The sequence below is a fragment of the Novosphingobium lindaniclasticum LE124 genome, from assembly GCF_000445125.1.
In the GTDB taxonomy this organism is placed as follows: Bacteria; Pseudomonadota; Alphaproteobacteria; order Sphingomonadales; family Sphingomonadaceae; genus Novosphingobium; species Novosphingobium lindaniclasticum.
The window spans coordinates 1-10,125 of record NZ_ATHL01000081.1 but is presented as its reverse complement, the minus strand read 5'-3'; the positions used below and the strand labels follow the sequence as shown (position 1 = coordinate 10,125).

Sequence of the window (10,125 nt, the reverse complement as noted above, 5' to 3'; positions counted from 1 at the left end):
TTGTCACTGACAATGCAAGCCGGCTTCCCGTGCAGGCGAACCAGCGCATCCAGTTCGCGCGCCACCCGAGCGCCGGAGATGCTGGTGTCCGCCGCCAGGCACAGGTTCTCCCGGCAGCAATCATCATTGATCGCCAGAATCCTGAACTTTCGCGATGCCCCGAACGTATCGGCGACAAAGTCCATCGACCAGCGGTCGCCTGGGCGAAGTGCTCCCGGCACCGGCGTCCGACTGCCCCGGGCGCGCTTGCGGCCGCGCCGTCGGCGTACAGACAAGCCTTCTTCCCGATATAGCCGGTAGAGCTTCTTGTGGTTCATGCTCATGCCCTTGCGCTCCAGCATGACGCCGATCCGGCGATAGCCGAACCGACGGCGCTGCCCTGCAATCTCCCGCATGGCTTCGCGGATCGCTCCGTGGTCCGGCGGGCGTTCGCGCCTGACCGTCTTGGGATCGACGCCAATCAGCACGCAGGCCCGGCGCTGCGAGACCTGGTAGTCCCGCATCACACCGAGCGCCACGTCGCGCCGCTGGCCCGGCGTCGTCAGCCTTTTCCCAGCAGGTCTTTCAGTATCGCGTTGTCCAGCATGCTGTCGGCTAGGAGCCGCTTCAGCTTGCCGTTCTCGTCCTCCAACTGCCGCAACCGATGGGCATCGGAAACCTCCATGCCGCCATACTTCGCCTTCAGCTTGTAAAAGGTCGCCGTGCTCAGGCCGTGCTTCCGGCAAACCTCGACCGTTGGAAGCCCTGCCTCCTGCTCCTTGATCATCCCGATGATCTGCGCCTCGGTGAAACGGCTCTTCCTCATGCGTCTGCTCCTTCCTCGTGGGCAGACTCTACATCAGAATGAGGGACCTTTCGGGGGGCAGGTCAGATGCCTTCACCCGCTTCCTCAACGACGGCCGGGTCTGTCTGACCAACAATGCCGCCGAACGTGCTCTGCGTTGTGTGCCGCTCGGACGGAAAGCTTGGCTGTTCTGTGGATCCGATCGCGGCGGCCAGCGTGCGGCCACCCTCTACACCCTGATCCAGACAGCCCGCCTCAACGACGTCGATCCGCAGGCTTGGCTCGCCGATGTACTCGCTCGCATTGCTGAGCATCCGGCCCGACAAGCTCGATCAGCTAATGCCCTGGAATTGGCAACCAGCACAGCGCCCGATCGTCACCTGATCCGAGCTACGCCGCGGCTTTCACCGGATGGCTACGCGGATTTTGGCCGCTTACGGGTTCATGACGCCGGCCGAATTTGCTTCATCGGCCGGGGTTAACCTCGGCCGATGAAGTGCCGGATCTCTCGTTCTGACCGATGGCAGAACGGGGACAGGGTCACCGGTTGTCCAACTGTCCACTGCGTCGGCCCTCGCGTTCCGGCAGTCGATCTTCTCAAGTCGTAAGACGCTACCGGTTCTTCGATGTGTCCAGCTCAGAGGTTCTTGCCTTAACTTAAAAATTAGCCACAAATAACTCGGAAGGACTTAGTTCACGATTCCTCTACCGCAATAGAAATCGTCCAGAGCGAGGTTTTCGAATACTCGACGTTCGTTAGGCGATAGGTGAGTAGAAAAGCGTGCAAACAAAGTCTCGCAGAGTTTAGAACTTACTGTAAACTCGCCAAGCAAATCATCGCGGATAGTTGCCGCTTCCGTAATGAACTTTATAGCTGCATCTTGCATTTCCGTGCGTGTGTCAGCGCCTTTATCCTCATTTTCTTGGAAGTCACGAAACTCTATCTCACCATCTCCTGTATAGCGCATGACTTGACGGTCACTAGCGCTCAACATTTTCTCTATTAGGAAGCTGTGGAGAAACATCGGAGATGCCTGCGGTGTTCTTGATGCTCCTTCAACAAAGCAACCGTTTACCGACACGCCCGACTGCACGCCCCAGTCGTGCCCTCTCTCGTCAGTCACTAAGTAAAGTCCGGAAATTTCCGTCCCCAAAAGTTTAATGAGATGTCGCTGGATCGTGCCGCCATAGCCAACATCTACTACAGCCGATTCTTTATTATCTAACTTCATCCTTTTGAAGTAGGTTAAAGCAGATTCACGTTCGGCTTGCGCCTCACTGATGATCTCAGGCATAATCCTTGCGATGAGCGGCTTCAGGTGCTCGACGCTACCATTGCGGATCTCGAGTGGCTGATCTCGCTGCCACAGTTTTCTTCTTTCTATTTCGATCCAAGTCGCGTCATCCAACGTAATGCCAAATCGCTCGACCAAAAATGATTCGATACTGGCTCCGTAAAAATCATTGGCGCTCGCAATATCGAGGGCATCCGAAATTTCGCTTATACAAGGGACGGTAATGGCACGGCGGGAAATTAGGAGATATTCTGTCTTCGTTGGGTGTGGCCGCGTTCGCTGCCACAGATCGAACGCACGTTTCAAAAACTTGCCTTCACGCGCCAGGAAATGGAGGCATTTCAAGCCATCTTCTGCAACCTTTCGTTCAAGCCACTGGCAGAACGATAAAACAATTGGACCCAGTAAGCCATAACCGATCTGCTGAGCGCTTCTGAACATGTCATCTGCAGAAAACTGCGGGAACGAAACGGAACTAAAATTTTCGGCTGCGATTGCGCCAAATACGAACTGCTCTCCGGGTGAAGCCGAACGTGCATCAGGAATAAGATCCGCAAAGCGCGGAATAGCTTTCAGCAGATTTGATGGTTTCATAACGTGGATCGCTTGCAGCCCCAAGTCCGCCGGAATTTGAAAGTCCGAACGCTCGTTATCACCAAACATGACGATTTCTGAGGGCGACACGTTCTCGTGATTGAGAACATGCTGGTAAAGCTTACCGCTATCCTTTCGTAAACCTACCTCGCAGGAGAGATAAAAATGATCCCAACCACTAATGCCGCATTTCTCAAGCATAGCTTCGATGGCGTCTTGGGGCAGAAACATGTCGCTTATGAGAATAACTCTTTTGCCCGCCAGTCGAGCAAAATTGAATAGATTGATTACGTCGTTTCGAGGCCGGACCGTTTTAACTTCTAGATCTATTTCACGCTCTTTAGATAATAATTCAGCATTGAAGCTTGCCTTCAAAAGGCTGTCGTATATTTCGTGGATGTTTACGTCGGCGCCTTTCGCATTTCGAGCTGCCTCTTCATGGGAAGCGCGCGCAGAAAGAAATCCCTGATGCCCTGCTGCTGCATACTCGGTGTTCAAAATGCTTTTGACATAATCGGCATCAAGCAGTGGCCGCGTTATTAAGGTGTCGAAGATGTCGAAAGCGACAACCTTCGTCGTTGGATGAGTGATTGCATCATGCAAATGTTGCAGGGGCCTGTCGAGAAACTGGTTAAGCCGCCAGCGGGACCAACTGGGGGTGAGTTTGTCTCGGATCACCCCGTGTTGGAAATGCCGCGATGCCGGAACTAGGCCCAACATGCGTTCAATGCAATGTGCAAGAGTGCCATCAGTTTGGCCTTGCTCAGGAGGAAAATCAGGCCAATCAAGACCAGCTTCCAGCAAAGGCCTGATAGCATCAGTTTTTGCCCAGAACATAGAACCTGCGGGAAAATCGAAATAGCCGTCCGGTAATCCCGACAGTCCCAAGCGAGGTGAAAATTGCCTAGCCAATCCGCTATTCGCTAACCAGGTGTGGGCCATGTAAGGAATATTATAGTAGGTCTGAGGATATATGATGCCAAATCGGCCTCTATCTAGGCTATGCAGTAGATATGCGATCCGCTCAGAACTCTCAAACAAAGAGTTCAAGATGTATTGCCTCCATCCATCGGTAGCCCCTTGATTGTAGAGGGATTTCTTTGATTGGATATGCGCGCAGATGTCGTACCCTGATAGTTCCTTTGCAAACTCTACCACAAAAGGACTTATGTCTCGTCCGACGTTTGGAACAATCCTAACGTCAAGCTTTCCGAGGTTATGTATCTCGCGAAAATCGAAAATCACTTTCGATTTTGCACCCTCATCTGGAACAGATACAAAAAGATCGAATGAGTACGGCATTCTGTTTAAAAATGAAGCAAACTCAGGTGCAAGATCTGGATAATATAAATGCGCATGTACTGCGATACTGGCGGCGAAAGATTTATCAACGGATGCGTCTCCATCGTTGATAAATATAGCAGGCACGCGGCCAACCCTAAATTTTGATGAATCTATGTGAGAAGCTGATACTCTCTTAATATCAGCAGCCTTATGGAACTGAGCTATTTCATCCGCAGTCAAATTGATATTAGGTCCAGGCTTCCGCCCGAGGCGGCCGCCAATCCACAAGAAGTGCTCGTGTGGCTTCATCCCTAACTCGGCAACGTCAGGATATTCGGCTAAATACCAGTCGGCATCAAAACCCTTGAGCAGAGAAAGATTTTTATTCATTTGGCCCGCCGCAGTATCCTACTTACTGATTAAGATTCTCAATGATGCGATTCTCAGCCATACCATGTACAATGTAATGCCGCAGTGGATCGGCCTTTGATAAGGCCACGTCTGGATAACGGGCTGTGTAGGATTGAGAATCAAAAAGTTTGCTACGAATAAGTCGCTCGTCTCTCCACCTGTTGCTCAACAGCTTTGGTACGAAAGCCCACCATCGCGGGCAGCCAATAATCGTAGCAATTACCTTTCTAAGCCACTCGATTTGCTGAAGATGCAGATCTTCAGCCACCTCCTTCTCTCGAAGACGGTTTGCCAAATACGAAATCTCATTTTGAATCTCGACCGGATCCTCTGAGGGCGACCGCAGCTGTATGTCTGCTAATTCCGTTTCACGCTCCTTCAAAATCTTGCTTAAGGCGACGACCTCCGACTGCGATGTCGCCAATCGTTCACGCAAGGTTCCCACGTCTGCTTCCGCGACAAAGCGTGCTTCATTAGCTAAATCAGCGCGTTCCTGCTCGGCCTGTAATCTTACCTTAACCTGGGAGATTTCTTTTTCTCGATCTGCTAAAGCACTTCGAGTGAGGGCTAATTCGTTTTGGCTGATGGCGACCTCTCTCTGTGCTTTGAAAATATTTTTATCTGCTAGATCCAATTTGTTTTCATACTCTTGTTGGAGGGCTGATATATTGCGGTTAAGGCGACCTAAATCTTCGTCCTTGACTGTTATTAAGGCTCTTAATTCACGGTTTATCTGTTCCTGATGTATGGTGGAGTATGTTAATCGACCAAATATTGGTCCGGCGGTGTTTAGTTGGCACCTGATGTTGTCGAGCACGATATAGTCTTGTTGGTTCTCACCCAAATTTGCCCACATCGTTAAAATCTTAGTGGCGTCGTGCACCCAGTCTGAAAGTAGAGGGTTAGAGAAGACGTCTTGAGACGATTGGTGATGATGGCGGTTGGTGCGGTCAAGAAATGCTTCCACATCCAGGGAAGAGAGAGGCGAGAAGCGAGGCCAAGTGACGCCTAATAATGTCTGTAGTCGCTCGGCTTCTCCCGCCCAATTGTTCAAAAGGTTATCGTAAGACAGGACGGCACGAACTTTCCCTCTAGTGTAGTGCTCAGCGTCAAGGACGTGACGTAACCACAGCAGTATCGCATAATCCCGAGGTTGTTGATCTCGCAATTCCAAGGAAGCGACAACTTCAAGCGGATTACGCAAGGCGATAACAGTCAAGGGCGCTATATGTGATTGGCTGAAAACATCGAACCAGTATGGAACTAAACGACAATTTCGCGGATCTTTAAACACGAAAAGTGGCGATTCGCCGTACTCTTCACGTAAGGCAGCAACCCCATGTTGAACAAACTTCTTCGCAACAGGCGACTCATACCAACTCGGATTAACTTCAAGCCAATCGTCCCACCGACTGCCTGCGGAATGCAGGATTTCGTCGTTGAGCGCCATGATAGCGGTTGATTCCCAATGGCCGGTTGGATTTGCTGGCGCGCTTGGCATCAGAGTGTGTGGCAGATCACACCCGAGAAGATTTAAAGTGCGAGCTAGCGCGCTTGTCCCTGACCGGTGCATACCAAGAACTATAATAGCTTTCCGCGGCATTAGGGCATCCACTTCTTCCATCGATAGTCTATTACCCCAATTGGGAAAAGTACGGCAGACTGCGGTTGGGCGATGGTTAATTTGAGCAGCTGACCCGTCTCGCATTGGTGGCAATCCTATGCAAGGAAGAGACTGTAGCAGTCAACCTGCTTTGCCGTAAGCAGAGTTGCGGTCCGCCTGGCAGCCTTCCGTGCAATGCCTTTTCAATGCCACTGTTTTGGCGCATTGCGATGCCATCTGGGAAGTGCGGTAAACACTCATCTGCATGTGCTGGCGCGACTTTTCCACTCAGATGCTGCTTGAGGAGGCGTGGCAAAGGCCTTGACATCAGGCGGCGGTTTACTTGACGCCTGAAAAGGCATTGGGTGAATACGCTTCGACGGCGAAGGCGGATTGCCTTCTTGATCACGCGGGCGAAATCGGCAACAGGCTCAAAGGCGATCCGGCGCAAGCTGGACGCCTCGAAGAACCGGCTGATTTCGGCATGATGGCAAGGTGAAGGCGGGGGGGGCGGTGTGCCTCTGTTTCATCCTCCTGATCTTCTGATTTTCGGGTGTTGGGCGGCCTGAAGGCCGGTTTTCGGCGTTACGCGAGCGCAGTTCTCTCCTCAAGCCAGGCGAGGCGTCGGAAATTATAGGCGAGGTTCGCCATTCCGATTTTGATGCGGGCGCGGGCGGTGCCGATGGTGCGGACGACAAGCCCCATGCGGTGTTTCTGGCCGGCGAACACGTGCTCGACTGCTGAGTGCACGGCGGAGCACTTCGCATTGGCCTTGGCGATGCGCTCGGGCATCGGCCGGCGAGGCGGCTTCTTCTGATGGATGTGGCTGGTGAACATGCCCTTGGCGAAGAAGGCCTCGTTCTTCTTGGACCGGTAGGCGGTGTCGGCCCACACGCCTGAGCCGGTGTTGTCCTTGCTGACCACCTCGGGCAGCCGCGCGCCGTCGTGAGCATTGGCGGCGCTCGCGTCCAAGGTGCGGATGACGCCATGACCGCGGTCGATGCCGATGTGTTTCTTATAACCGAACATCGGGATAGCGAGGTCGACCGGCTTCGCCGCCTTGGGATCGGCGCCCTCCTTCACCTTTGCCTTGGTGTACTTAACGCTCCAGCGCGCATCGCGATCCTTCTGCCTGATCTTGGCCGGCTTCCAGTCCTCGGGAACCCGGCCCTCCTTGATCGCCATCTTCTCGGCCTCGGTGTTCCTCTGCTTGGGTGCCGGCACGACCGTGGCGTCGATGATCTGCCCACCCATAGCGAGATAGCCCCGCTTGGTGAGCGCGGCATCGAAGCGAGCGAACAGCCTGTCGATCGCCTTGGCCTTGACCGGCCTCTCGCGGACCAACCACACCGTCGTTGCGTCCGGCACCGTGCCGTCGAGCCCGAGCCCTAGGAAGCGCTGGAACGACAGGCGATCCTTAATCTGGAACTCGGTGGCCTCATCAGACAGCGAGTAGAGCGCCTGCAGGAGTAGGATCTTGAACATGAGGACCGGATCAAACGGCGGCCTTCCACCCTTGCCGCGGACACTCCGCCGCAGTGCCCTGCTACCAACGGGCCGCGGAAAACCTCGAAGTCGACGACAGCCGCAAGCCGTTCAAGCGCATGGCCTGCCGCGCTTAACGCCTCGTATCGGTCCGAAAGATCGAAGAAACTCGGCTGTCCCGCCATCATCGCCTCCACCGTCGTGCAAAGGCGGTGAATCACCTCAAGCGCTAGCCCGTCCTATTCATTGAGCGCCTACATTCCCGAGCGCACACCTGCTTGCGGATTTTCCACGTAATCAGGTCGAACGGGATCGTAGCGTCTTTTTCATCGCGTGGGATCGAGAGGTTTGCTGGGTTGAAGGGCAGGGTGTGAGCGTTCTGCGGCATGGTCGCCCAAGCTAAGTCGGGGATATCCTGAGCGCGGCGGCAATGGCCTGGAACACGGCGGCGTCGGGACAGGCGGAAGCGAAGGCGACACGAAAGCGGGTGGCGGTTTCGACGACGCGGGCGGCGACCTTGAGGAGCCGCAGGCGCAAGGTGGCGAACTCGGCGGCGGCAAGAGCGGAGGCCCTTGGCATGGCCCGCCGGATGCGCCACATGAGCCAGAACGCGGCGGTGTGCAGGATGAGCCGCATTTGGTTTGCGTTGGCCGAGCGGCACGAGGTGCGATCGCTGGCGAGTTGCGTCTTGTGCAGTTTGATGAGGTTTTCGGCTCGGTCACGGGCACAGTAGAGGCTGTCGTAGATATACTCGGCGGAGCCTTGTGCCAGCGACGTGACGACGTAGCGGATATCCATGCCGAGCGTACTGGCCTCGATCCGGGTAACGGCTGGCATTTCCAGCTCTTCGCGCCATAGCGGGTCTCGGCATAGCTGCGCAGGACCACGCGTTGTTCCTCGGCGCGCTTGACCGCGCAGGTATCGGCGGCGGCGACGATGCCGGGATTAGTGCGCAAGGCACCGTTGGTGGGAAGACCAAAGACATAGTCGATGCCGTGCGCATCACAGAACGACATGACCTCGGGTCTGCCGTAGTGCCCGTCGCCCCGGATCGTGATGTGCGTCTCGGGCCAGTGCCGGCGGATATGCCGACGAGGCGCCGAATGTGTCCGACTGCCGCCGCGCCCGAAGGCGTCTTTCCCGTACGCAGCAGCATCGCGACCGGCCGTCCCGTTGCCGTGTCATAGATGTGGATCGGCAAGAAACAGCGCTCGCCGTGGTGACCGTTCCAGAACGAGAGCTGCTGATAGCCGTGCACAACGTCGCACGTGTCATCGATATCGAGCGTCACCGCCTCAGGCGGCGCGGGGTAGCTGCCGCAATAGATGCCGACCATCGCTGGCATCATGCGCGCCAGCCCGCGCGTGGTCGGTGCATTCTCCCAACTGCTCATCGTCGGTTGGCTCGCCAGGCCGGCGCCCGAACCCGGCAGCTTGCCCAGCGCCAGGCGAAAGCCCGGATCGTCGCAGGGCATCAAGGTCGTCGGCGTCCTCGTAGCGGCAGGCAATCGCCAGAACCCGTGCCCGCAGGATATCATCCGGTTTATGGATCACACGACAGGGATCGCGCGGATCGGCAACGCAAGCGGCAAGCTGCCTGCAGATATCCAGCTCGCGTTCGGCCTGGGCCAGCAGCAAAACCCCACCGTCCGAAGTCAACCGTCTCCCGTCGAAGGCGGCTGTGATTTTCTTTCGGCCGACCGCTGGGAATCCAAATCGGCTTGGGCTAGCATCGTTCATGGCGGGTGTGGCCTGTGGCTTTTTCCGTCCCGGAGAAGGGATGGCTTAGACACCCAATTTCCTACTTCAGAACAGAACCTTACGCTACTCCCGCCAACCCTCCTGGCCGCCCCGGTGACTAGGAGAGGCTAGGCGCCAGCGGCTTTTCGAGGTGTCGAGCTGCGCAAGGCCGAGGTCATCCGGTTCTTTGCGAAGTTGTCGCCTTGTCTGATCGGCATGGAAGCCTGCGCGTCTGCGCATCATTGGGCGCGGGAACTCATCGCGATCGGGCAGGAAATATGCCTGATGCCGCCGACCTATGTTAAGCCATACGTGAAGCGCGGGAGGACCCATAAGCCGTCTGCATCCGCCTCGGCGAAGATCGCCGCGTTCTCGGCATCCGAAAACCACCTGCGCCTTTCGGTGGGCGCGATGATCTCCACCCGATCCTTCACTTGGCCTCCTTTTGGAGCCCAGAAAGAGACTCCTTAGCGGATAGTCCATCAGCGCCAGGCCTGAATGCCGCAACACGCCCGAGGGCGGACGCTTACGAATGAGCGAGAGCGCGACGACCGTGCACTTGAAGCCCATCGACTGATCTGCCCCCTTCTGAGTGGCCCATCGACTATCGTAGTCTGGACCACGAAGGAGGAATGGAATGGCTCGGAAGCACAAGCCCGAGGAGATCATCGGCAAGCTGCGTGAGGCGGAGATCGTGTTGGCGCAGGGCGGGACGGTGGCCGACGCCTGCCGGCGGATCGGCGTCACCGAACAGAGCTATTACCGCTGGCGCAAGGAGTACGGCGGGCTGAAGATGGATCAGGCACGGCGGATGAAGGATCTCGAGCGAGAGAACGCCCGGCTGCGGCAGGCGGTGTCGGATCTGACGCTCGATAAAATGATCCTGCAGGAGGCAGCGCGGGGAAACTATTGAGCCCCGCCAGACGCCGC

3 protein-coding genes and 6 pseudogenes are annotated in these 10,125 nt (G+C 55.9%); 4 read left to right on the top strand and 5 right to left on the bottom strand.

Annotated features, from left to right (window positions below; genetic code table 11):
- Positions 1–805, bottom strand: a pseudogene (locus L284_RS48790) (transposase); the annotation flags it as partial.
- 59 nt (positions 806–864) lie between these two features.
- Here L284_RS48790 and L284_RS47445 point away from each other — a divergent pair.
- Positions 865–1,168 (top strand): annotated as a pseudogene (locus L284_RS47445) (transposase domain-containing protein); the annotation flags it as partial.
- A gap of 305 nt (positions 1,169–1,473) precedes the next feature.
- On the opposite strand, the gene L284_RS47440 reads toward L284_RS47445, so the two are convergent.
- Positions 1,474–4,347: a rhamnan synthesis F family protein gene (locus L284_RS47440; RefSeq protein WP_081674014.1), complete on the bottom strand. Its 2,874-nt coding sequence runs from the start codon at positions 4,345–4,347 to the stop codon at positions 1,474–1,476.
- 22 nt (positions 4,348–4,369) lie between these two features.
- Positions 4,370–5,971 carry a sulfotransferase family protein gene (locus L284_RS47970; RefSeq protein ID WP_327194213.1) on the bottom strand — a complete coding sequence of 534 codons (1,602 nt, stop codon included), beginning with the start codon at positions 5,969–5,971 and terminating at the stop codon, positions 4,370–4,372.
- Positions 5,972–6,314: 343 nt separating this feature from the next.
- On the opposite strand from L284_RS47970, the gene L284_RS48230 reads away from it, so the two are divergent.
- Entirely contained in the window at positions 6,315–6,470 is a 156-nt protein-coding gene (locus L284_RS48230) for a hypothetical protein (RefSeq protein WP_160172124.1), read from the top strand.
- Positions 6,471–6,556: 86 nt separating this feature from the next.
- On the opposite strand, the pseudogene L284_RS37035 reads toward L284_RS48230, so the two are convergent.
- Positions 6,557–7,641, bottom strand: a pseudogene (locus L284_RS37035) (IS5 family transposase).
- 214 nt (positions 7,642–7,855) lie between these two features.
- A pseudogene (locus L284_RS37030) lies at positions 7,856–9,195 on the bottom strand (IS1380 family transposase).
- A 159-nt stretch (positions 9,196–9,354) separates the two neighbouring features.
- Here L284_RS37030 and L284_RS48785 point away from each other — a divergent pair.
- Together L284_RS48785 and L284_RS37025 are read left to right on the top strand one after the other, a co-directional pair.
- Positions 9,355–9,546 (top strand): annotated as a pseudogene (locus tag L284_RS48785) (IS110 family transposase); the annotation flags it as partial.
- A 286-nt stretch (positions 9,547–9,832) separates the two neighbouring features.
- A pseudogene (locus L284_RS37025) lies at positions 9,833–10,125 on the top strand (transposase); the annotation flags it as partial.

Bases quoted from the DNA above. Each gene is read 5' to 3' on its own strand.
- L284_RS47440 (WP_081674014.1), bottom strand. From the start codon at position 4,347: ATGAATAAAAATCTTTCTCTGCTCAAGGGTTTTGATGCCGACTGGTAT.
- L284_RS47970 (WP_327194213.1), bottom strand. From the start codon at position 5,971: ATGCCGCGGAAAGCTATTATAGTTCTTGGTATGCACCGGTCAGGGACA.